The sequence below is a fragment of the Deinococcus seoulensis genome (genome assembly GCF_014648115.1).
GTDB classification, from domain to species: domain Bacteria; phylum Deinococcota; class Deinococci; order Deinococcales; family Deinococcaceae; genus Deinococcus; species Deinococcus seoulensis.
On sequence record NZ_BMQM01000001.1, the window covers coordinates 44,679 to 65,023 of the forward strand.

A 20,345-nucleotide genomic window follows, 5' to 3' on the forward strand; every position below is an offset into this window, starting at 1 on the left:
CGGCCAGCACGGCATTTCACCCGTCAGGGGAGGGCGTGACCTGCCGGGCGCGCCGCGCCCCATAATGACCGGGTGCTGCTGCTTCCCGATTCACTGCGGGCCGGACTGTGGGCCCACGCCCGCCGGGACGCTCCGCGCGAGTGCGTGGGCGCGCTGGGCGGCCTGACCGTGCCCCCCGCAGCGGGCGCGCTGGGCGGCCTGACCGTGCCCCCCGCAGCGGGCGCGCTGCCCACCTGGCAGGTGCGGACGCTGTACCCGCTGCCGAACACCGCCCGCGACCCGCAGCGCGAGTACCTGGCCGACCCGCTGCACCTGCTGCGCGCCCTGAAAGCCATGCGCGCCGAGGGCCTGGAACTGGTGGGCCTGTACCACAGCCACCCGCGCGGCCCGGACCGGCCCAGCCCCACCGACACCCGGCTGGCGACCTACGACGTGCCGTACCTGATCGCGGACCTCAGCGGCGGCACGCTGCGCGCCTACCTGCTACCCGCCGGGCAGGAAGTCCCGGTCCTCGCGGCCCTTGCACCTGAACAGCGGATGTGAACACAATGAGCCCAGCCCATGCCCGACCCCGCCCGCGCTGCCCGCACGCCCGCCGACCCCCGCCCGGCCGGGGAAGGACAGCCTGCCGCGCCGCTCACGGGCAGGCACGACCCGGCCGCGTGGCTGCCCCTGCTTGACCAGCCGCCCCTGCCACCCGGCACGCTGTTCGCCGACCTGCTACGCCTGGAGTACGAGGCGCGCGCCCACGCCCTGAACGTCGCCCTGGGCGGGAGCGACCCGCACGGCCTGAGCGCCCGCCTGCTGCGCGTGGAACCCGGCCCCGCAGGCGACCTGCACGGGACCGCCGGGCCGCACCTGCACCGCGCGCACCTGCACGCCCTGACCGCGCCGCACCCCGCCGCGCTGGCCCGCGCCCTGCGCGACGCCCTGGGCGCCCCGCCAGAGCTACCGGACGCACTGGAAGCACCAGAAACGTCCGTTCAGGAACTGCCGGACCGCGGCCCGCGCAGCACCCTGCGCCTGCCGCGCCTGCTGTGGCAGGCCACCCGCCCGGTCCACACGGCCCCTGTTCCCCCGGACCCTGCTTCCCCAGACCCTGCTTCCCCAGACCCTGCTTCCCCAGACCCTGTGCCCACGCCCCCGGACCCGGCCCGCACCCTGACCGGCACGCTGAGCGCCCTGGCCCGCCACGCGGCGCACCCGGCCCCGCTGACCGCGCCGCTGTGTACGCACCTGCTGTCCCGCGTGACCCGTCACTGGCTGAACGACACCGGCACCCTGCACCTTGAACTGCTGGCCGAAAAGGAACATGCAGGCGCCCCCCAGCACGCCCTGAACCAGCTGCGCACCACCCTGACCGGCCCGCGCCGCGCCGCCGCGCTGCTGACCCTGCGGGTCGCCCGCGCCCAGCACCACGCACTCCGCACCCAGCAGGCAGGGTTGCACGCCGCCCGCCGCGCCGCCCTGCGCGCCGCCGTGCAGGCCGCCGCCACGCTGCGCGCCCGCGGCATCCTGAACCGCACGGCCGACGCCCGCTGGCTGACCCCCGCCGAACTGATCGCCGCGCTGGACGGCACCCTGGACCCCGCCACGCTGCGCGCCCTCGGGCAGGCCCGCCGCCACGCCGCCCACACGCAACCCCGCCCGCCCGCCACCGTTCCATACGGGGCCGCCCCGGACACCCTGACGGGCGCGGCCCTGTCACCCGGCGTGCGCGACGGCCGCCTGCACCGCTGGACACCCGGCGAGCACGTCCCGCCCGGCACGGTGGCCCTGCTGCCCGGCCCGCCCGCCCCGCACCACCTGCCCGCCCTGGCCGACGCCGCCGCGCTGATCGTGCCCCGCAGCGGCCTGCACTCGCCGGTCGCCGCGCACGCCCGCCGGGTCGGGCAGCCCGCCGTCACGCTGCCCCTGACCGCGCACGACACGGACTGGCTGCTGGACGGCGCACTCGTCCGCCTGAACGGGCACAGCGGGACGCTCACGCTGCTACGGCGTGCCGGGGTGCCCGACCCCATTCCCGCCTTCGACCTGAATCTCGAAGTTCCGTCCGCCACCCCGGCGACCGGCATGGAGGACCGGCCGACGGTGCTGTCGCCGCATGTACGGGTGCTGCCGCGCCCCACGCCGTTCAGCATCGACCTCGCCTGAGAATGGGCCTGATGCCGGACCGGATGCCGGGGCGCATCCACGCGCTGCACGGCTTCATCGGCAGCGGCAAGACCACCCTGGCCCGCACGCTGGAAACGCAGCTGGGCGCGCTGCGCTTCACGTCCGACGAGTGGATGACCGCCCTGTACGGCCAGGACCCGCCCGCCGACGAATTCCCGGTCCTGTTCCGGCGCGTGATGACCGTCATGGAGGCCCAGTGGACCCGCGCCGTCACGCTGGGCGTGCCGGTCATTCTGGATCACGGATTCTGGACCCGCGCGACCCGCGACGAAGTGCGCGCGCAGGCCTCCGCACTGGGCGCACCGCTGACCCTGCACGTCCTGGCCGTCCCGGACGCCGAGGCGCACCGCCGGGTGCAGGCCCGCAACCTCCAGCCGGGCGCGCTGCTGATCGCCGACGACACCTTCGACCTGTTCCGCGATCGCTTCGAGCCGCTCACCCCGGACGAGGAGGCCTTGCAGCAGGTCATCCGGTACTGATCAGGGCAGGCGCGCGATCCGTTCCAGCAGCAGGTCGAAGAACGCGCCGTCGCGCACGCCGACCGCCACCTGCGCGTTCGCGGGCTGCCCGGTCACGCCGTACAGGTCGCAGACGGTGCGGCCCAGGTTGAGCCCCTCCTGCGTCTCGACCTGCACGTTCATGGCCTGCCAGTCCAGCAGGTCCGGATGCAGGGCCGCCGCGACCGCCAGTGGGTCGTGCAGCGCGCCGCCGCTCAGGCCGTAGCGGTCGCGGTACACGCCCGCGTAGAAGGTCAGCAGCTCGGCGCACGCGGCGCCCGCGCGGTTTCCCAGGGCGCGCAGGGCGTCCACCCGCCCGGGCGTGGCGACCGCCTGCATGGTCACGTTCAGGCCCACCATCCGCAGCGGCACGCCCGAAGCGAACACGATCTGCGCGGCGTGCGGGTCCACCAGCGCGTTGAACTCGGCGGCCGGGGTGCGGTTCCCGTGCCCGGTACTGCCGCCCATCCACACGATCTCGCGGATCAGCGGGGCGATATCCGGTGCCATCCTCAGCGCCAGTGCCACGTTCGTGAGCGGGCCCGTCGGCACCAGCGTCACCTCGCCCGGACGCGCCCGCACCGTCCGGATGATGAAGTCCACCGCGTGCCCTGCCTCCGGCCCCCGCAGCGGCTCCGGCAGGCCCGCCGCCGGGAGGCCGGTCGCGCCGTGCACGCTGGCCGCCGTGACGCCCTCGCGCAGCAGGGGCCGGTCCGCGCCCGCGAAGTACGGCACGTTCCGCCCCGCCTCGCCCGCCAGGGCCAGCACCACGCCCGCGTTCCGGGTCGTCAGGTCCAGCGGCACGTTCCCGTGCACGGCCGTGAAGCCCAGCACCTGCACGTCCTCCGGGCTGCCCAGCGCCAGCAGCCAGCCCACCGCGTCGTCCAGGCCGGGGTCACCGTCGAAGATCACGGGCAGGGGCGCGGGGTGGGCGGGGGTCCGGGAAGTCATGCCGGGCAGCATAGCGCCCCCCCGAAAACGCGAGAACGGGACCGCGCAGGCCCCGTCGTCACTTCTGTTCCCTGCCCGGAATCAGGCCTGGGCCGCGCCGCCGTCCTGCGGGCCGACCGGCACCTCGCCGCGAATGGTGGCGATGGTGGCCTCGACCATCTCCTGGAAACCGCCCCGGTGCATGGCGGTCATCAGTTCGATGGTCTTGGCGGCGGCGCCCTCGAACACGAAGCCGGTGTCGGTCATGTGGCAGCCCTGCATGGCGGTGCCGTCGGTGCCGCCGAAGACCAGCACGCACCGCTCGAAGGTGCAGTTCACGAACTGCGTGCCGTCCAGGGGGATGCGTTTGCCGGTGAACGTCTGATTCTCGATCGTCTGCATGATAGGCGGCCAGCATAGCGCGCCGCAGACAGGGGCGCCCCCCGCCTGCGGCGCGCGGTTTACTTCCCGACGAACACGGCCGTGGTCAGGCCCGGCACGGTCACGCTGCTGCCCGCCGCGCGGCTGCCTTTCACGGTCGCGTCGCTGCTGGCGGCCAGGACCGGGTGCAGGCTCAGGTTCAGTCCGGTCAGGGCCGGGTCGGTCAGGGTGACGTTCTGGCCGCTGCCGTTGAACACCACGACCACGCTGAGGTAGGGGTTGGTGGCGCTGACCGCGCCGCTGAGTTTCATGGCGATCACGCCCGGCACCTGCGTGGGGCCGACGTTCAGGAAGCTCAGGCCCGCCTGCACCTGCGCGGCCGTCTCCAGGCGGAAGAGGCTGCTGGAGTACCGCACGCGCAGCATCTCGCGGTAGTGGTCGAAGGCGCGCCGCATCTCGGCCGGGGCGGGTTTCAGGGCGGGGTTGCCCAGCAGCGGGCGGTACAGGTCCCAGTTGCCTGCGTTCTTCTCGGCGGGCGGCAGGCCCTTCCCGAAGCCGTTCCCGGCGAACGTGAAGTCCAGGGTGTTGAACCAGTCGCCGCTGTTGTAACTGTCGGTGTCGAAGCTCTTGGAGCGCAGCATCTCGTCCCCGGCGTAACTGAACGGCAGGCCCTGGCCCAGCAGCACCACGCTGTTGGCGAGGTTCTGCATGCGGGTCCGCTGGGCGGGCGTGGCGCTGGCCGGGGCTTTCAGGGCGATGGCGTCGAACAGCGTCTGGTTGTCGTGCGCGCTGACGTACGAGATCGCCTCGCGGGGGCTGGCGGCGTACCCGGCGGGCGCGCCGTTGTAGTCCACGTTTCCGCCCGTGGTTTCCTTGCCCAGTCCGTTCGTGAAACGGTAGTCGCGCAGGTTCCCGGTCAGGCCGACCCGCACCTGATCCGCCAGTCGCAGCGCGCGGTTGCGGTCCGTGTTCTGCGGTTGCCCGTTCGGGAGCGTGAACAGCCCGGTCGCGAAGCCCTGGTCCTGCAGGCCGCCGAAGGGGTTGCCGCCGCGCACCGCGTCGCGCAGGCGGTCGTTGAAGGTCCCGATGCCCTGCCCGAACAGGTTCAGCTGCGTGGCGTTCCTGCCACGCGCGCCGCCCTGCACCTCTCCGAAGTCCCAGCCCTCGCCGTACAGGTAGATGCTGCGGCCGTCCACGCCGTCGCGTTGAAGGGTCAGGGCGTCCAGCGCGGCGCGGGCGGCTTTCAGGTCCTCGACCATGTGGTGGCCCATCAGGTCGAAGCGGAAGCCGTCCACCCGGTACGCGCGGGCCATCAGCACCAGCGTATCCACCATCAGCTTGCGCATCATGACGTGCTCGGTGGCGGTGTTCGAGCAGCAGGTGGAGTTCTCGACGCCCCCGTTGGCGTTCAGGCGGTGGTAGTAGCCGGGCACGACGCGGTCCAGCACGCTTCGCTCGGCCTGACCACTGGCGGCGGTGTGGTTGAACACCACGTCCTGCACGACCCGCAGGCCCAGGCCGTTCAGCGCGGCCACCATGCGGCGGTACTCCAGGGTGCGCTGATCGGGGTTCACGGCGTAACTGCCTTCCGGGACCATGTAGTGGTACGGGTCGTAACCCCAGTTGTAGGGGTCGGCGTCCTTGACGGCCGTGACGGCCTTCTGCTGCTCCTCGCTGTCCGGCGCGAACTTAGAGAGGTCGCCCGGCGACTTCCATTTCGCGCGGTCCTCCTCGATGGTGGCGATGTCGAAGGTGGGCAGCAGGTGCACGGCCTTCAGGCCCGCGTCGGCCAGGGCTTTCAGGTGTTTCACGCCGTCACTGCCCGCCTGCGTGAACGCGAGGTACGTGCCGCGCTGCGCCGCCGGAACGGTGCTGTCCGCCGCGCTGAAGTCCCGCAGGTGCAGCTCGTAGAAACTCAGGTCGCTGGCCGAGCGCAGCGCCGGTTTTTTCAGCGCGTCCCAGCCCTGCGGTCTGGTGGCCGGATCGTTCAGGTCCAGCAGCACCGAGCGGGCGCTGCCCCGCGTCAGCGCCACCGAGTACGGGTCCGTCACGAGGTTCGTCTCGACCCGCCCGGTACCCGGCGCGTACACCTTCACCTCGAAACGGTACGCGGCGCCGCGCCAGGTCTGCGCGCCCCTGACCGTCCACACGCCCCTGGCGTCACGGGTCATCGGCACGACCGTCTCCTGACCACCGGGGACGGTCAGGCGTAATTTGACGTCCTGCGCGGTCGGTGCCCACAGGCGCAGGGTCGGGATGTTCCCCTGCCACGCGGCTCCCAGCGGCCCGTCGTACGCGAACAGGTCATCCAGCGCCCAGGCGGTCTGCACGCCGGTCGCGTCCAGCACCGTGCCGTCCGGCAGGACGCTGCTCACCGCCACCTGCCCCTGCAAGGCAGCCGGAATGCGGGCGCGGTCCTCCGGGCGCACCCGCAGCAGCGCGTAGCCCTTCAGGTACGGCGCCTTGGACAGCAGCGCGGGCGTCAGGCCCCCCTCGACCTCCTCCAGCGTCAGGCTGTCGCCGCCGTCCACGCCCGCCCCGCTCAGTTTCAGGCCCCCGGTCCGCGCGGCGTGCAGCGTCAGGAACGCGCCGGGCTGCGCCAGCTCCGGCTTCACGGCGATCAGGTCCCGCGACAGCATCACCGCCTGTGCGCGCGTCAGGTCGCCCACCGTGCGGACGCTGGTATCCGGGCGGGTGGTGTTCACGGCGGCGTTTCCACTCACGATCCACGCCTGATTCCCCATCTCGCGGGTCAGCACCTGATCCGCACCCGGATCCTTGTTGTCGCCGTTATGCACGATGAACCCCAGTTTCTTCCAGTCTGTCTTCATGGGCACGTCCCAGTACACGCCGAAGCTGCTCGTGCCGGTCTGGGGCAGAGGCCTGCTCCACTCGACCTGCGCGGTCGTGTCCTCCCAGGCGTGCAGGCCCCAGCCGTCGTACTTGCCGTCCGGGCGGGAGTAGTTGATGCGCGCCACGCCAGCCGGAACGGGCGGATCACTTAGCGCGGCGGGCGCCCCGTACGCGAACTCGGTCTTACCACTGGTGACCGTCACCTCGTTCCCCTTGCCGGGGTCGGCGAACATGTCGGCGCCGGGGTCCTTCTCGTCGCCCCTGTGCACGATGAACCCCACCTTCGCCGCGCCCGCCTTCAGCGGCACGTCCCAGTACGCGCCGCCCGCGTCCACGCCCGTCTGCGCCAGAGGCCTGCTCCACTCGACCGTGGCGGTGGTGTCCTCCCAGACGTGCAGGCCCCAGCCGTCGTACTTGCCGTCCGGGCGTACGTAACGCACGCGCAGCACGTTCTTCGGGATGGGCTGCGCGCCGCTGCTGGCCGCAGGAGCCGCGGCGGGTGCAGTCGTGGTGGGCGCCGCCTGCGCGACCGGCGCCCGGCTGGCGTCCACGTTGAACGGCCCACCCTTCGCGTACGCCACGTTCGTGCTGCCGGACTTCAGGAACAGTTCCCGGCCCCGGCTCAGGTCGAACCACAGATCCCTCTCCGCGTCCTTGGTGTCGCCCCTATGGACGATCAGGCCCAGTTTCTGCGCGCCGGGTTTCAGGGGAATGTCGAAGTAAGTGCCGAAATCGTCCCGGCCGCTCTGGGCCAGCGGTTTCTCCCACATCACCTGGGCTGCCGTGTCCTCCCAGACGTGCAGGCCCCAGCCCGCATACGCGCCGTCCGCGCGCTGGTAATGCACGCGCGCCACGCCGGTGGGAAGGGATGTTTGCGCTCCTGCCGCAGCAGAAAGCGCGACCGTCAGAAGGGTCGCCAGTCGTTTCATGTGTGCCTCGAAGTGTACTCCGCCGCGCGTGGGAGTGCTTCCATGAACCGGTTCCACCCGCAGACCAGCAGACCCCAACGTTCCTTGAGGCCCGGCACACCTGCCGCGCCGCGCCCCGACCCTACAGTGGGCGGCATGACCGGACATACCAGCGACGAAGTGGTGGGCACCCCCGACGAACAGCACGAGCACAGCGACGCCGAGAGCCTGCGCCACATTCCCCCCAGCTACGACGAGCGCGGCGTCGTGCAGGACAGCCCCGGCAACCCCGACATCGGCGTCGAGCACGACGAACCCAACCGCCAGAAAGACCCTGAGAACGATAACGCCAACGACGGCGTGTAATCCGCCAACCAACACAGTGAGGCCCGCATCCGCACCTGATGGGGCCTCCTGTTTTGCTGCCGGTCATACGGACTCCGATTGAATGGCTTATAAAGCCATTCAATCCGAGCGAAGCGAGTGGGAGAAAAACGGATTCCGGACGTGGAGTTAACAGATCGGTGAAGTTCCGATCTGTTAACGAAATAAACGGAATCCGTATCAGTTCAGGGAACGACCTGCCGTCCCTCGGGGCCGTACTGCGAGAGCACGGCCTGCGCGACCGCCCCCGCCTGCCCGGCCCGCACGAGTGCCACGACCGCGCCGCCGAAGCCCGCGCCGGTCATGCGCGCCCCGAACACGTCCGGGTGCGCCTGCAGCAGTGCCACGAGTGCGTCCACCTGCGGGTGGCTGACGGCGTAGTCGTCGCGCAGGCTGGCGTGACTGGCGTTCATCAGCACGCCGAAGCGGGCGGCGTCCACGCCTCCCTCGGCCAGGGCGGCCTGCACGCGGGCGTTCTCGCTGACCACGTGCCGCGCCCGTTCGCGCAGCGGTTTGGGCAGCGCCTCCACGCTCTGGGGGTCCTGCACGTCGCGCAGTTCGGTCACGCCCAGCAGGCGGGCGGCCTCCTCGACCTGCGCGCGGCGTTCGTTGTAGCCGCTCTCGGCGAGTTTGCGGGGCACGCCGCTGTCGATGACCAGCACCTCGGACGCGGCGGGCAGGGGCAGCAGGTGGCGTTCCAGGCTGCGGGTGTCGAGCAGCAGCATGGTCGTGCTGTTCGCCACCGAGCTGGCCATCTGGTCCATGATGCCGCACTGCACGCCCACGAACTCGTGCTCGACGCGCTGCGCGATCAGGGCGACGCGTTCGTCGCTGGCGTCCAGGATGCCCAGGTCGCGTAGGCCACGCAGGACCGCGACTTCCAGCGCGGCGCTGCTGCTCAGGCCCGCGCCCATCGGCACGTTCGACGTGACGTGCACGTCCAGCCCGTCCGGCGCGCCGCCCAGCGCCAGGGCGCCCGCCACGTAACGCGCAAATCCGCCTTCGGCGTTCCCGCCGACCGGGAAGGTGCTCTGTTCGTTCAGGTCGGCGGCGAACACGCGGTGCTCGCGCGTGCCGTTGGCACCCAGGGCCACGGTCGTCACCTGCGGGATGGCGGTGGGCAGCACGAACCCGCCCTGGTAGTCGGTGTGCTCGCCCAGCAGGTTCACGCGGCCCGGCGCGGACGCCGTGACCTGCGGCGCGCGGCCGAAGTGCTGCTCGAAGGTGGGAATGCTGGCGGCAGGGGTGGCTGGGGTGCTCACAGGTTCTCTCCGGCGGTGGGGGAGACGGCGCGCAGTTCGGCGGCGGCCGCCTCCGGGAATTTGTCGTTCGCGAACTCCCCGGCGCCCTGCTCGGTCCCGGCGAGGTACTTCATGCGGCCCGGCGCGCGCAGGTACGGGTAGATCTCGATGTGCAGCGGGAACGCCGGGTGCGGCCCGTCCAGCGGCGCCTGATGCACCGTCAGCAGGTACGGCATCCGCACGCCGAACAGCCCGTCCAGGCGCAGCAGGGCGTCTTTCAGGGTGCGGGCGAGGCTGGCGCGTTCACTGGCGCCCAGTTCGGACAGCAGGCTGACCGGGCGGGTGGGCATGACCCACGTCTCGAAGGTGTAGCGCGCGAACGGCGGCACGACACTCAGGGACTCGCCGTCGTCGTGGACGATCCGCTCGCCGCTCTCCCGCTCGCCCTCCACGAAGTCCGACAGCCACGGGCGGCCGTTCTGCGCGTGATACGCCTCCATCTGCGCGGTCATGCGGGCCTGCACGGGCGGCACGTGATCGTAGGCGTAGATCTGCCCGTGCGGGTGGTGCAGCGTCACGCCGACCTCCACGCCCCGGTTCTCGAACGCCAGGACGCTGTGAATCTGCCCCGTGCCTGCCAGCCGGGTGGTGCGGTCGGCCCACACGCCCAGCAGCAGGTCCACCTGCGCGTCCGTCAGGTCACTCAGGCGACCCTGGGCACTCTGGCTGAACACCACGACCTCGCACTTGCCCACGCCCGCGCGCGTTCCGGCCGGGCCGTCCGGCGGGGTGGGTGCGTTCAGGGTCAGGCTGGGAAAGCGGTTATCGAACACCGCGATGTCGTACCGGCCCTGCGGCAGTTCCGTGGGGTGCGCGGGGTCGCTGGTGGGGGCCAGCGGGTTGTACTCGGGCGGCGGCAGGAACGTGCGCCCCATGCGGTGCGCGGCGTACATGACCCACTCGCCGCGCAACGGGTGCCAGCGCATCAGCGGGCGGGCGTCCACGGGGTCCGGGCTGGGGCTGGGAATCTCGCTGGTCACGGTGACCGGCTCCAGGCCGTACAGGGTCATGCCGCGCCCGTCGGGTTTCGTGAAGTCCTGCGCGTGCAGCGCGGCGGGTGTCTCGGTGTGGATGGTCATTTCTGGGCCTCACGGTACGAGTGGGCGGGCAGGGGGGCGCCCTGCGCGGTCACGGTCGCCCGGTCCGTCAGGTTGAACTCCCCGCGCGAGAAGTGCGTCACGGCCGCCCCGCCGCGCAGGCTCAGGCTGACCGGACGGTCCGGCGTGCTGACCTGCAGGCAGCGGCGCAGCAACTCCAGGCCCTCGTCGTTCAGCAGCGCGATGGGGTCGCTGCTGGCGCGCAGACCGCCGATCACGTCCAGCATCCCGGCAATCGCCTCGCGTTCGGGCGTGCTGAGCATGCTCAGTTCGCGGCGGCAGATCGCCACGTCCGGGTCCGGCTGGTACCACGCGCTCTGATACCAGCGGCTCAGGGCGGTGTGCAGCGCGTTGCGGGCGCTGGGGCCGGTCGCGTCTCCCAGCCACACCCGCCGGGACTCCTCGTCCCAGATGGGCGCCACGTCCGGCCCGGTGCGCATGGCGTCCACCACACCAATACTCTGCGCGAGCGGCGCGCCGCACCCCAGGATGAACGCGTCCGGCCCGGCCCCCTCGCGGAAGGCCTCGATGCCCATGCGGTAAGCCTGCGCGCGGCCCACGCTGGGGTCGTGCCGCACGCCGGGCAGCGACGCGCCGTACAGGAAGTCGATCTTCAGGTACGTGTACCCCCAGCCGCGCACGGTCGCGCCCAGGTTCCGCAGCCACGCCAGCACCTCCGGGTGGGTAGTGTCCAGCGCGTAGTACGGCCCGCCCCAGTTCTGCCCGACCGGGAGCGGCTGGCCGTCCTCGCCGCGCAGCATCCAGTCCGGGTGCTGCGCGAACAGCTGCGAGGTCGGGGACGCCAGGAACGGCGCGAGCCAGATGCCCGGCGTGAACCCCAGCGCCCGCAACCGCTCCGGCAGGTCACGGGCGTGCCCGCCGAAGTGCGCCGACGGCAGTTCCCAGTCGCCCAGGTCCGCCTGGAAGCCGTCGTCCAGCTGGAACACGTCGAAGTCCAGGCCCTGCTCGCGGGCCAGTCGGGCGTTGTCCAGCATGGCGTCCAGCGTCACGGCGCGGTAGTACGAGTACCACGAGCACCACACCCGCAGCGGCGTGGGCGTCCGGGCGTGCATGGCCGAACCCAGCTGCGCCGCGTGCGCCTCCAGCGTGGCGATCACGTCCGGCGTCTCCTCCCACAGCACCCCGACCTCCGGGCCTTCCAGGGTGCAGGTGACGGTCACGTGGTCGCCCTGCGCGCGGGCCTCCCACTGCACGAAGGTACGCGCCGCGTCCAGCGCCCCGCCGACCCAGCCGCTCCCGTCCTCGCGGGCCAGGGCCAGCACGGTATGGCTGCGCCACACGCCGGCCTCGCCACTCGGCGCGAAGCCCGGATCGTGCCCCTGCTCGACCTGCCAGTGGTACGACGGGGCCACCTGCCGCGCCGTCAGGGGCTGCAACTCCGCCTCACTCCACGACTGGAACCCGCTGATCAGCACTTTCAGGCCCTCCGGGGCCTCGTTCACCGTCCACTTATGCATCCTGCTCTCCTTCCAGCGGCTGGCCTGCGTCGTCCGGCCGCACCACGAAACTCACCGGCGGCAGCGTGGTCCCGTTCCAGTCCACGGCCTCCGGATTCCAGTTCTGCACCAGCAACTGCCCGGCCCGGCGTGACACGCGCACGCCCTCGGGCACCGGCAGCACCGGCACGCCCGCCGCGCCCAGCACGCCCTCCAGCACCGCCCCGATCAGGGTGTCGCTGTGCGCGCCGATCACGGTCACGTTCCCGCGCCGGATCACGGCCGCCTGACCGTCCAGCGGGCCGCCCTGGTAGTGCGCCAGCGCCTGCGCGCCATTCAGGCGGTAACTTTCCGCCCAGGTGGACGCCCCGAAGGTGCCGCTCAGGTCATCCGCGCCGCTCACGGTCTGGCGCAGCGTGGGCCGCAGGCTGTCGTATTGCAACAGGCGCGCCCCCACCAGTTCCGACAGCGGCCCGAACTGCCCGTCCGGCCAGGTTTCCCCGCCCGGCGTGCGGAACGCCGTGCGCGGCCCGCACACCAGCTGCGCGCCCGCGTTCACGGCTTCCGTCCAGCGCGCCGCGCGCCCGGCGCTGACCAGCGTGATGGCCGGCGCGACCACGACCGCGTAGCCGCTCAGGTCCGCGTCGGCGTGAATCACGTCCACGTCGATGCCCAGGCGGCGCAGCGCCATGTAGTACGTGACGGTCTGCGTCCAGTAGTTCAGACCCTGCGCGTGCGGCTGCTGATCGTAGATCCACAGGCTCTCGTAGTCGTGCAGCAGCGCCACGCGCGCCGGGACCGGCCCCACCGGGAAGGCGGTCTGGTCCAGCGCCGCGACCTCCGCGAAGCCCCGGTCCGGGGTCTCGTCGTGGCGCAGCAGGCCCGAGTGCATGACCTCCTGCGCCATGGTCGCCGCGCGCCAGCGGAAGTAACTCACGACGTCCGCGCCGTGCGCCCACGCCTGCGCCGTCCACAGCGCCACCGCGCCGCTCGCGGGCATGGGGTTGTACGGCGCCCAGTTCACCTGCCCGCACTGCTGCTCCATGACCCACGGGCCGTTCGGGGTGCCCGCCCCGTCGCGGCCCAGACGCTCCCCACCGCTCAGCAGGCCCCGGTACAGGTCGTGGTTGAAGCCCACGAGGTCCGGGTGCCCGGTCCGCGCGTAACGGGTCCGGAGGTCCTCGCCGATGCCGGGCGGCGCGAACAGTTCCAGCATCCCGGTCGGGTAGTTGTCCCAGGTCACGAAATCCAGGCCGCGCGCCACGTCGTAGTGATCGAAGCCCGACTCGAAGATCATGAAGTTGTGCGTGACGAAGCGCCCCGGCGACAGCTCGCGCAGCAGCTCGACCTGCTCGGCCTGGAATTCGCGGATCATGTCCGACGCGAAGCGGTTGTAGTCCAGCACGTGCGACGGGTTCACCTCCGTCACGGTCAGGATCGGGGGCCTGACCTGCTCCCAGTCGGTGTACTCCATGCTCCAGAACACGTTGCCCCACGCGGCGTTCAGGGCGTCCAGCGTGCCGTACTTCGCGCGCAGCCACTCCGGGAACCGCGCGGCGCTGGCCCCGCCGTAACTGCGGCTGGTGGCGTGGCACCCGAACTCGTTGTCGGTCTGCCAGCCCGCCACGGCCGGGTGCTGCCCGTACCGCTCCGCGATGGCGCGCGTGATGCGCCGCGAGTGCTCACGGAAGACCGGCGACGCGAAATCGTAGTGCCGCCGCGACCCGAACTCGCGCACGCGACCCTGATCGTCGAACGCCAGGATCTCCGGGTGCGCGCGGATCAGCCACGCGGGCGGGGTGGGCGTGGGCGTGCACAGCACCACCCGCAGGCCCTCGGCGTGGTACGCCTCGACGGCGTCGTCCAGCCAGCCCCACTCGAAGGTGCCGGGAAGCGGTTCCAGACGGCTCCAGGCGAACTCGGCCAGTCGCACGAAACTCAGGCCCAGGTCGCGCTGCATCCGCGCGTACACCGGGGGGCGGTCCTGCGGAACGTGCTCCGGGTAATCGCAGGTGCCGAGAAGAAGATGGAAGGGATGTGCGTCAGCTTGGGTCATGAACTCGTCCTTACGGGCAGGCTCCGGGGTGCGGGGGCCTGTGGAAACGGGAAAGCCGGATGAACAGACGGGGAACGCGGGGGCAGGGGGGGCGCCAGGGGCGAGGCCGGGCACCACGACCCGGCCGCCACCCTCCGGGGGTCAGTCCTTGACCGCGCCGCCCGCGATGCCCGCCACGAAGTGCCGCTGCAACGCCAGGAACAACGCCAGGAACGGAATGGTCGCAATCGCCGTGCCGACCATGATCCCGCCCCACGACACGCGCGTCAGGCCGATCAACGTGCCCAGCGCCACCGGCATGGTGTAACTGTCCTTCTGGGTCAGCACCAGCAGCGGCCACAGGTAATCGTTCCAGGAAGCCAGGAACAGCAGGATCGCCAGCGCCGCCATGGCGGGCCGCACGACCGGCAGCGCAATCTGCCAGAAGGTGCGCCACTCGCTGGCCCCGTCGATGCGCGCCGCGTTCAGCAGGTCCGTCGGGACCGTCTGGAACGCCTGACGCATGTAGAAGATCCCGATGGTGTTCGCCAGGGTCGGCAGGATCACCGCCCAGTACGTGTTCGAGATCTGCATGTCGCGCGCGATCATGATGAACTGCGGAATGATCGTCACGAACGTCGGGATGGTCAGGGTCGCCAGGATCAGCCCGAACAGCCAGTTCTTGCCGGGGAAATCGAACTTCGCGAACGCGTACCCGCCCATGGAGGTCAGCAGCATGCTGAACACCGTGTACAGCGAGGCGATCACCACCGAGTTCAGCAGCGCCCGCAGGAAGTTCGTGTCGGCCTGCAAGCCGCGGAAGTTCTCCCCGAACGACCCGCCGAACCACAGGGGCGGGTTCGCGCTGAAGATCGCGCTTTCCGGGTGCGTGCTGAACACCGCCATCATCCACAGCGGGGCCAGGAACAGCGCCGCCAGCGGAATCAGGGCCAGGTGCAGCCAGAACGCCTTGACGCGGTTACGGGCCTTCACGCCCGTCTTGTCCTTGGGTGCCTGCATGGCCGTGGTCATTCGTCCCTCCCGAACAGGCGCAGTTGCACCACGCTGAAGATCGCCGCGATGGCCGCGACCGTGTACGCAATCGCGCTGGCGTAGCCGAAGTTGAAGGAGCGGAAGCCCTGCTGGTACAGGTACGTGCCGAGCGTCATGGTGGCGTTCCCGGGGCCGCTGTTGGTGATCAGGGCCGGTTCCGTGAACAGTTGCAGCGTGCCGATCACACTGAGCACCAGGCAGAACAGCAGGCTGGGGCGCAGCAGTGGCAGCGTGATCTTCCAGAACTGCTGGGTGGGGGTCGCGCCGTCGATACTGGCCGCCTCGTACACGTCCTCACTGATGCCTTGCAGGCCTGCGAGCAGAATAATGGCGTTGTAGCCGGTCCAGCGCCACGTCATGGCGAGGATCAGCACGGTCATGGCCGGGCCGGACTGGTTCAGCCAGTCCACGGCAGGCAGCCCGATGCTGGTCAGGCCCCGGTTCACCATGCCGAAATCAGTGTTGAACAGCAGTCGGAACACCGCCGAGTACGCCACGGTCCCCACGACCAGCGGCGCGAAGAACGCGAAGCGGAACCATCCGGCGGCCTTCAGGAGTTTGCTGTTCAGGGCCACGGCCAGCACGGTGGCCAGGGACAGCATCAGCGGCACCTGGATGATCATGATGACCAGCGTGTTGCGCAGCGCGGTGCGGAAGAACTCGTCCTGCACCAGCCGCGACCAGTTGGACAGACCGAACGGCGCGGTCTCGCCCAGGCGTGAATCCTTGAAGCTCATCATGAAAGAACTGATGATCGGCCACGCCCAGAAGGTCAGGAAGATCAGCAGGTAGGGCAGGATGAACAGGTACGGTGCCTTGGGCGTACGCGCCCAGCGGCTTTTCCGGGCCGGCGGCCGGGGCTCGGCAGGTTTGAACTGTGGCGCAGTGGTCATGGGTACCTCTTGAACTGTGAAGCGTCGCGTGGAAAGGAGCTGCGGGGGGCGGGCGCGGACCCGGCACCGCCGGGCGGGCCGGCGGGCGACGAGACCGCGGGCGAGGGGAGACGCACTCGTTCGCGTCACTCCTCGCCCGGAATCACGGGGTCAGGCGCCGTGCACCCTGACCGCTGAACTTACTTACTTGGCGACAGGCAGGCCGGTGGCGCTGGAGATCTTCTTGGCAGCGTCATCCAGCGCTTCCTTGGCGGTCTTGTACTTGCCCTTAATGTAGTCGGCCTGCACCACGATCATGACCTGACGGGCATCCTGGAAGTACTGGGTGCCGCGCGCCTGGGGCACGTCGCCCAGCGTGTCGAGGATGGTCTGCCAGACTTTCTGGTTGCCCCAGTACGGCTGGGCAACCTTCACGTAGGGGTCCTTGGTGGCCGAGAGCAGGCTGGGAACCAGACCCTGGCTCTTGAGCATGGCGACCTGACCGCCGGTGGTGGCCAGGGCGTTTTCCATGAAGGCGTACGCGGCGGCCTTGTTCTTGCTGCTGCTGGGCAGGGCCAGGGCGCTGCCGCCCAGGTTCGCGGCGCGCACGCCGCCGGGCTTGCTGGCGGGCATGGGGTACACGCCCCACTTGCCTTTCTGGTCCGGGGCGTTCGTGCGGATGGTGCCCTCGTACCACGCGCCGAACATGGCGCTGGCGCTCTTACCGGACTTGAAGGACGTGATCTGACCGCCCCAGTCGCCGGTCGCCACGACCTGCGCGTCGTACAGCTTCTTGACGGTGTTCAGGGCGTCCACGCAGCCGGGCTTGTTGACGGTGACGCTGGTGCCGGCGTTGTCGAAGTAGAAGCAGTTGTTCTGGTTGGCGAGCATGCGGAACCACTCGTCGTCCTGACCGTTGCCGACGATGCCCATCTTGACCTTGCCGTCGAACTTGGCGTTGACCTTCTTACCGGCGGCAATGAAGTCGTCCCAGGTCTTGATGGCGGTGGGGTTCACACCGGCCTGCTGGTACAGGTCGCGGCGGTAGAAGATCACGACGGGGCCGGAATCCCAGGGCATGGCGTAGCGTTTGTTGCCGGCCATCAGTTCGGTCCACTTGAACGCGGGGAAGTTCTTGGCGACCTTGTCGGCGCCCAGGGTGTTCAGGTCCACGAAGCAGTTGGGGAAGCGCGCCCAGAAGACTTCGGCCTCGTTGTTCTCGATGGAGTACACGTCGGGCATGTCCACGCCACCGGCGGCGCAGCCGGCCAGGCCGCGGTCGTACACGTTCTGGTTGCCCAGGTCGACCACGTTGACCTTCACGTTGGGGTACTTCTTGTTGAAGCTGGGGACGGTGCTCTGCAGCGCCTTGGCGGCGGCGTCCCAGGACCAGACGGTGACGGTGCCGGACAGGCTCTGGGCCGAGGCGGCGGAGGCGAGGGCGAGGGCGGTCATCAGTGCAAATTTCTTCATGTGCATCCTCCGGAAAGGGGGGGTGAAGTGGCGTGGGGTCGGGGGGCGGACGTTGGGCAGGCGGCGCGGGGGCCGCAGTGGGTGGTGCAGTCGGGGTGGTGCAGTCGGGGTGGGGCGCTACACGAGATGAAGCTCCGGGATGGCGCGGCGTAACTCGGGGGGCGGCGCGGGGCCGCTGCGGTCACTGACGAGCGTGCTGATGCGGTCGGTCGGGGCGATCAGGGCGCGGCTGGTCTTCCCGAGTTTGCTGTGGTCGGCGACGACCACGATCTCGCGGGACTGCGCGACCATCACGCGTTTGATCTCGGCTTCCTCGTGGTTGGCGTTGGTGACGCCGTGCTCGGCGTGCACGCCGTTGCAGCCCAGGAACAGGCGGTCGGCGTGAATGTGGCGCAGCACGTCCAGCGCGTAGGGGCTGACCAGCGAGTGTTGCAGGGGCCGCAGGGTGCCGCCGGTCACGATGACGCGCACACCGGGCAGCCGCTCGAGTTCCAGCGCGATGTTCAGGCCGTTGGTGACGACCGTCACGCCCTGCAGGGTGGGGGAGAGGGCGCGGGCGACCTCGGTGGTGGTGCTGCCCACGTCGATGAACACGGTCTCGCCGTCGCGGATCAGGGCGGCGGCGGCCCGGCCGATGCGGCGTTTGGCGGCGCTGTGTTCCAGCCGGGTTTCTTCCAGGGGCGACTCGCGGCGCACGTCCATGGGCAGGCGGACGCTGCCACGGGTGCGGCGCACCTGTCCGGCGTCGGCCAGAACTTTCAGGTCACTGCGAACCGTCACTTCCGAGACACCCAGAAGTTTCGAAAGTTCCGTAACTGGCAGTTCGCCATGTTGTTTCACGAGCGAGACAATCTCGCTCCTACGCACGTCGATCAAGGCGGCCCCCTGATGTACTGGATTTCGATACTTTCGGAGTTTACGGTCTTCTCATGCGTCCGTCAAGAGTCTGTCAGAGGAGAATGACCCGGCCCTGATCACCCCCGCCGGGTGAGCTGACCTGCCGCCAAGTTGCCGAATACCCACATTCTACGCCGCAGCCGCACAATTGGGCAGCCCAATCCGGCGCCGCCCGGCCCACGGCGCCCTGTCTGCACCGCCCGACGATCCGCGCCGCCCACACACAGGCAGGCCACAGAAAAACCCCCCGGTTCACACGAACCAGGGGGCCAGGCAGGGGAGATCAGACGCAGGGGCGCCTCAGCGGACGTCCACCAACTCCACGTCGAAGATCAGGGTCGCGCCGCCGGGAATCACGCCGGGAACGCCCGCCGCGCCGTAGCCCAGGTTGGCCGGAATGGTCAGCTTGGCCTTGTCGCCCACGTTCAGTTGCGCGATGCCCTGATCCCAGCCCTGGATGACGTAGCCCACGCCCAGCGGGAACTCGATCGGCTCGCCGCGGTCACGGCTGGAATCGAACTTCTGTCCGTTCTCCAGCGTGCCGGTGTAGTGCACGCGCACCATCTTGCCCGCCTGGGCCGGCGCGCCGCCGCCCTCGAAGTACTTCTCGACTTTCAAACCGTCCGTCATGCCGTCAGCAGTCATGGGCGACAGGGTAACGGTTCCGCGCCCCCGCCCGCCACCCCACCTGAAGTGACCATGAAGACAGTCGGCCCGGCTCCGGCGCCCGGACCTCCCGTTCACACCCGCCCCCCACGCTCCGTACCGGGGGGAGTGCTAGCCTCTTTCGCTGTGAGCCCACGCGACCCCGCCCCGACCAGCCCAGTGGCCCCGCCGCCCGGCGCGGGTGCGTGGCGCCGCTGGATTCTGGGCGGCCTGCTCCCGGTGTACCTGCTGAGCACCTTCGGCGGCACCCTGGCCCGCGTGGACGGCGACTCCATGCTGGACACCCTGCATTCCGGGGACGTGCTGCTGCTGCTCAAGTACCCACGCTGGCTGCGCGCCTGGGGCCTGCCCACCCCGTACCCGCGCCGGGGCGACCTGCTGATCTTCAAGGCCCCGGCCAGCAGCCCCTACGCCTTCGAAACCCTGTACGGCCTGCGCTACCGGCCATACAACGTCAAGCGCGTGCTGGCCGTCGCCGGGGACCGCGTGGCCATCCGGGACGGGCAACTGATCCTGAACGGCCGCCCGCTGGCGGAATCGTACGCCAGCGAGGGCTTCGTGGCCGACCAGCCGGAACTGACCGTCCCGCCCGGCAAGGTCTGGGTCATGGGCGATAACCGCCGCCTGGGCAGCAGCCTCGACAGCCGCGCGTACGGCCCGGTCGACCTGCAAGGCGCCGCCGGTCCCGCCGACCTGCGCCTGTGGCCCCGCCCCGGCCTGATTCCCCGCTGACCTGTACGCCGGGCAGCGGTTCACGCGGGCCGCGCGGGGCACTCATACTCCGCTGGTACGGTGCCCCTCATGAAGGTTCCCCGTTCCTCCCACCCCGCCGCGCAGGCCACGTTCCGCGCGGGCCACTCTGCCCTCGCCTCCGCCCTGCTGGCCCTGACGCTCGGCGCGGCCCCGGCCGGCGCGCAGACGCTGGTCACGGTCAACGAACCGAACCTGCCGTTCACGGTCAGCCTGCCCAAATCCTGGCTGGGCGTGAACTTCAACGACGGCGCGGCCGGAGTCAGCGTCGTGTCCGCCAAGACGCCGCCCGCCACGCTGATGCGCCTGCTGTACACCCCCAAAGGCAACGAGAAACCCACGCCCGCCAGTGAATTCAGCAAGTTCGAGCAGGGCGTGAAATCCACCGGGGCGACCATCAAGCAGACCAGCAGCCGCACCGTCGGGTACGGCGGCGTGAGTGGCGTGGAACGCAACTACACCCTCACGCACCCCAAGGGCAAACTGAACATGCGCGTCTGGTACGGGGTGGGCGCCAGGAACCTGTACTCGTTCCAGCTGACCGACACGCCCGAGCGCTTCACGGCCGCCAGCGCGACCTTCAGCAAGGTCCTGGCCTCCGTCAAGTTCCGCTGAC

Annotated in this window: 18 protein-coding genes; 6 read left to right on the forward strand and 12 right to left on the reverse strand. The window is 70.5% G+C overall.

Annotation, left to right across the window (positions count from 1 at the left end):
* The first annotated feature begins 75 nt into the window (after nucleotides 1-75).
* The 3 genes from IEY70_RS00225 to IEY70_RS00235 are packed head-to-tail and all read left to right on the forward strand — an operon-like array spanning nucleotide 76 to nucleotide 2,654.
* Nucleotides 76-543: a M67 family metallopeptidase gene (locus tag IEY70_RS00225; RefSeq protein WP_189063250.1), complete on the forward strand. Its 468-nt coding sequence runs from the start codon at nucleotides 76-78 to the stop codon at nucleotides 541-543.
* An 18-nt stretch (nucleotides 544-561) separates the two neighbouring features.
* Entirely contained in the window at nucleotides 562-2,154 is a 1,593-nt protein-coding gene (locus tag IEY70_RS00230; protein ID WP_189062979.1) for a hypothetical protein, read from the forward strand.
* 11 nt (nucleotides 2,155-2,165) lie between these two features.
* The gene (locus IEY70_RS00235) at nucleotides 2,166-2,654 is read left to right on the forward strand and encodes a P-loop nucleotide/nucleoside kinase family protein (protein WP_189062980.1); all 489 of its coding nucleotides are present in this window, start codon (nucleotides 2,166-2,168) and stop codon (nucleotides 2,652-2,654) included.
* Here IEY70_RS00235 and IEY70_RS00240 read toward each other — a convergent pair whose 3' ends face one another.
* The 3 genes from IEY70_RS00240 to pulA all read right to left on the reverse strand — a co-directional run bounded on the left by IEY70_RS00240 (nucleotide 2,655) and on the right by pulA (nucleotide 7,765).
* The gene (locus IEY70_RS00240) at nucleotides 2,655-3,623 is read right to left on the reverse strand and encodes a nucleoside hydrolase (RefSeq protein ID WP_189062981.1); all 969 of its coding nucleotides are present in this window, start codon (nucleotides 3,621-3,623) and stop codon (nucleotides 2,655-2,657) included. It abuts the gene before it with no gap.
* Between the two features lie 81 nt (nucleotides 3,624-3,704).
* Entirely contained in the window at nucleotides 3,705-4,004 is a 300-nt protein-coding gene (locus IEY70_RS00245; protein ID WP_189062982.1) for a hypothetical protein, read from the reverse strand.
* 59 nt (nucleotides 4,005-4,063) lie between these two features.
* Nucleotides 4,064-7,765 carry a pullulanase-type alpha-1,6-glucosidase gene (pulA, locus tag IEY70_RS00250; protein ID WP_189062983.1) on the reverse strand — a complete coding sequence of 1,234 codons (3,702 nt, stop codon included), beginning with the start codon at nucleotides 7,763-7,765 and terminating at the stop codon, nucleotides 4,064-4,066.
* 135 nt (nucleotides 7,766-7,900) lie between these two features.
* On the opposite strand from pulA, the gene IEY70_RS00255 reads away from it, so the two are divergent.
* Entirely contained in the window at nucleotides 7,901-8,110 is a 210-nt protein-coding gene (locus IEY70_RS00255; RefSeq protein WP_189062984.1) for a hypothetical protein, read from the forward strand.
* Nucleotides 8,111-8,313: 203 nt separating this feature from the next.
* On the opposite strand, the gene galK is transcribed toward IEY70_RS00255, so the two are convergent.
* The 9 genes from galK to IEY70_RS00300 form a co-directional block, all read right to left on the reverse strand.
* The gene (galK, locus tag IEY70_RS00260; RefSeq protein WP_308425492.1) at nucleotides 8,314-9,390 is read right to left on the reverse strand and encodes a galactokinase; all 1,077 of its coding nucleotides are present in this window, start codon (nucleotides 9,388-9,390) and stop codon (nucleotides 8,314-8,316) included.
* Nucleotides 9,387-10,508 (reverse strand): galactose-1-phosphate uridylyltransferase, encoded by a 1,122-nt coding sequence (galT, locus tag IEY70_RS00265; protein ID WP_189062985.1) that lies wholly within the window; start codon nucleotides 10,506-10,508, stop codon nucleotides 9,387-9,389. The genes galK and galT overlap by 4 nt, the downstream gene beginning before the upstream one ends.
* Nucleotides 10,505-12,004, reverse strand: a complete 1,500-nt coding sequence (locus IEY70_RS00270) for a glycoside hydrolase family 36 protein (RefSeq protein WP_189062986.1) — start codon at nucleotides 12,002-12,004, stop codon at nucleotides 10,505-10,507. The genes galT and IEY70_RS00270 overlap by 4 nt, the downstream gene beginning before the upstream one ends.
* Complete coding sequence (locus IEY70_RS00275) at nucleotides 11,997-14,039, reverse strand: beta-galactosidase (RefSeq protein ID WP_189062987.1); 2,043 nt, start codon at nucleotides 14,037-14,039, stop codon at nucleotides 11,997-11,999. Before IEY70_RS00275 ends, IEY70_RS00270 begins: the two co-directional genes overlap by 8 nt.
* 141 nt (nucleotides 14,040-14,180) lie before the next feature.
* Entirely contained in the window at nucleotides 14,181-15,050 is an 870-nt protein-coding gene (locus IEY70_RS00280; protein WP_229777507.1) for a carbohydrate ABC transporter permease, read from the reverse strand.
* Nucleotides 15,047-15,964, reverse strand: a complete 918-nt coding sequence (locus tag IEY70_RS00285) for a carbohydrate ABC transporter permease (RefSeq protein WP_189062988.1) — start codon at nucleotides 15,962-15,964, stop codon at nucleotides 15,047-15,049. Before IEY70_RS00285 ends, IEY70_RS00280 begins: the two co-directional genes overlap by 4 nt.
* Nucleotides 15,965-16,147: 183 nt before the next feature.
* Nucleotides 16,148-17,416, reverse strand: coding sequence for an ABC transporter substrate-binding protein (locus IEY70_RS00290; RefSeq protein WP_189062989.1), 1,269 nt, complete (start codon nucleotides 17,414-17,416; stop codon nucleotides 16,148-16,150).
* A gap of 117 nt (nucleotides 17,417-17,533) precedes the next feature.
* On the reverse strand, nucleotides 17,534-18,283 hold the full coding sequence (locus IEY70_RS00295) for a DeoR/GlpR family DNA-binding transcription regulator (RefSeq protein WP_229777545.1): 750 nt from the start codon (nucleotides 18,281-18,283) through the stop codon (nucleotides 17,534-17,536).
* A 330-nt stretch (nucleotides 18,284-18,613) separates the two neighbouring features.
* On the reverse strand, nucleotides 18,614-18,958 hold the full coding sequence (locus IEY70_RS00300; RefSeq protein WP_229777508.1) for an FKBP-type peptidyl-prolyl cis-trans isomerase: 345 nt from the start codon (nucleotides 18,956-18,958) through the stop codon (nucleotides 18,614-18,616).
* A 147-nt stretch (nucleotides 18,959-19,105) separates the two neighbouring features.
* Between IEY70_RS00300 and lepB the strand changes: the two genes are divergently transcribed.
* Entirely contained in the window at nucleotides 19,106-19,711 is a 606-nt protein-coding gene (lepB, locus tag IEY70_RS00305; protein ID WP_229777509.1) for a signal peptidase I, read from the forward strand.
* A 69-nt stretch (nucleotides 19,712-19,780) separates the two neighbouring features.
* Nucleotides 19,781-20,344, forward strand: coding sequence for a hypothetical protein (locus tag IEY70_RS00310; protein ID WP_229777510.1), 564 nt, complete (start codon nucleotides 19,781-19,783; stop codon nucleotides 20,342-20,344).
* Nucleotide 20,345 lies beyond the last annotated feature (1 nt).

Excerpts from the sequence above, each read along its gene's own strand:
- IEY70_RS00230 (WP_189062979.1), top strand. The coding sequence starts at position 562 with ATGCCCGACCCCGCCCGCGCTGCCCGCACGCCCGCCGACCCCCGCCCG.
- IEY70_RS00310 (WP_229777510.1), top strand. The coding sequence starts at position 19,781 with ATGAAGGTTCCCCGTTCCTCCCACCCCGCCGCGCAGGCCACGTTCCGC.
- IEY70_RS00270 (WP_189062986.1), bottom strand. The coding sequence starts at position 12,004 with ATGCATAAGTGGACGGTGAACGAGGCCCCGGAGGGCCTGAAAGTGCTG.
- IEY70_RS00285 (WP_189062988.1), bottom strand. The coding sequence starts at position 15,964 with ATGACCACTGCGCCACAGTTCAAACCTGCCGAGCCCCGGCCGCCGGCC.
- IEY70_RS00255 (WP_189062984.1), top strand. The coding sequence starts at position 7,901 with ATGACCGGACATACCAGCGACGAAGTGGTGGGCACCCCCGACGAACAG.
- IEY70_RS00290 (WP_189062989.1), bottom strand. The coding sequence starts at position 17,416 with ATGAAGAAATTTGCACTGATGACCGCCCTCGCCCTCGCCTCCGCCGCC.
- IEY70_RS00300 (WP_229777508.1), bottom strand. The coding sequence starts at position 18,958 with ATGACTGCTGACGGCATGACGGACGGTTTGAAAGTCGAGAAGTACTTC.
- pulA (WP_189062983.1), bottom strand. The coding sequence starts at position 7,765 with ATGAAACGACTGGCGACCCTTCTGACGGTCGCGCTTTCTGCTGCGGCA.
- IEY70_RS00280 (WP_229777507.1), bottom strand. The coding sequence starts at position 15,050 with ATGACCACGGCCATGCAGGCACCCAAGGACAAGACGGGCGTGAAGGCC.
- IEY70_RS00275 (WP_189062987.1), bottom strand. The coding sequence starts at position 14,039 with ATGACCCAAGCTGACGCACATCCCTTCCATCTTCTTCTCGGCACCTGC.
- IEY70_RS00245 (WP_189062982.1), bottom strand. The coding sequence starts at position 4,004 with ATGCAGACGATCGAGAATCAGACGTTCACCGGCAAACGCATCCCCCTG.
- IEY70_RS00235 (WP_189062980.1), top strand. The coding sequence starts at position 2,166 with ATGCCGGACCGGATGCCGGGGCGCATCCACGCGCTGCACGGCTTCATC.
- IEY70_RS00240 (WP_189062981.1), bottom strand. The coding sequence starts at position 3,623 with ATGACTTCCCGGACCCCCGCCCACCCCGCGCCCCTGCCCGTGATCTTC.
- galT (WP_189062985.1), bottom strand. The coding sequence starts at position 10,508 with ATGACCATCCACACCGAGACACCCGCCGCGCTGCACGCGCAGGACTTC.